1 protein-coding gene is annotated in these 600 nt (G+C 68.3%); it reads left to right on the forward strand.

Features of this window, described 5'->3' with window-relative positions:
• On the forward strand, nt 1–600 hold a 600-nt coding region (locus tag ABD378_RS44075), incomplete at both ends, for a phosphohexomutase domain-containing protein (RefSeq protein ID WP_486389315.1).

Raw genomic sequence — 600 nt, forward strand, 5'->3', positions numbered from 1 at the left:
GAGGAGGGTGCCGACCTGGGCATCGCCTTCGACGGGGACGCGGACCGCTGCTTCGTCGTCGACCAGAACGGCGACCCGGTCTCCCCGTCGGCGATCACCGCCCTGGTGGCGTCGCGTGAGCTGGCGCGCAATGGCGGCAAGGGCACGGTCATCCACAACCTGATCACTTCGTGGTCGGTGCCCGAGGTGGTGCGGGAGAACGGCGGCACGCCGGTGCGCACGCGGGTGGGTCACTCCTTCATCAAGGAGGAGATGGCCAAGACGGGGGCGATCTTCGGCGGGGAGCACTCGGCGCATTACTACTTCCGTGACTTCTGGAACGCGGACACGGGCATGCTGGCCGCGTTGCACGTCCTTGCGGCGCTGGGCGGTCAGGACGGCACGCTGTCGGCTCTCGTGGCGCAGTACGACCGCTATGCGGCTTCCGGGGAGATCAACTCCACGGTGGACGACCAGAGGGCCCGCCTCGCGGCGATCAAGACGAAGTACGGGGCTCAGGACGGGATCACCATCGACGAGCTGGACGGCCTGACGGTGACGGCCACGGACTGGTGGTTCAACGTCCGGGCCTCCAACACCGAGCCGCTGCTGCGCCTGAAC

This window comes from Streptomyces rectiviolaceus, from assembly GCF_039533825.1.
In the GTDB taxonomy this organism is placed as follows: domain Bacteria; phylum Actinomycetota; class Actinomycetes; order Streptomycetales; family Streptomycetaceae; genus Streptomyces; species Streptomyces rectiviolaceus.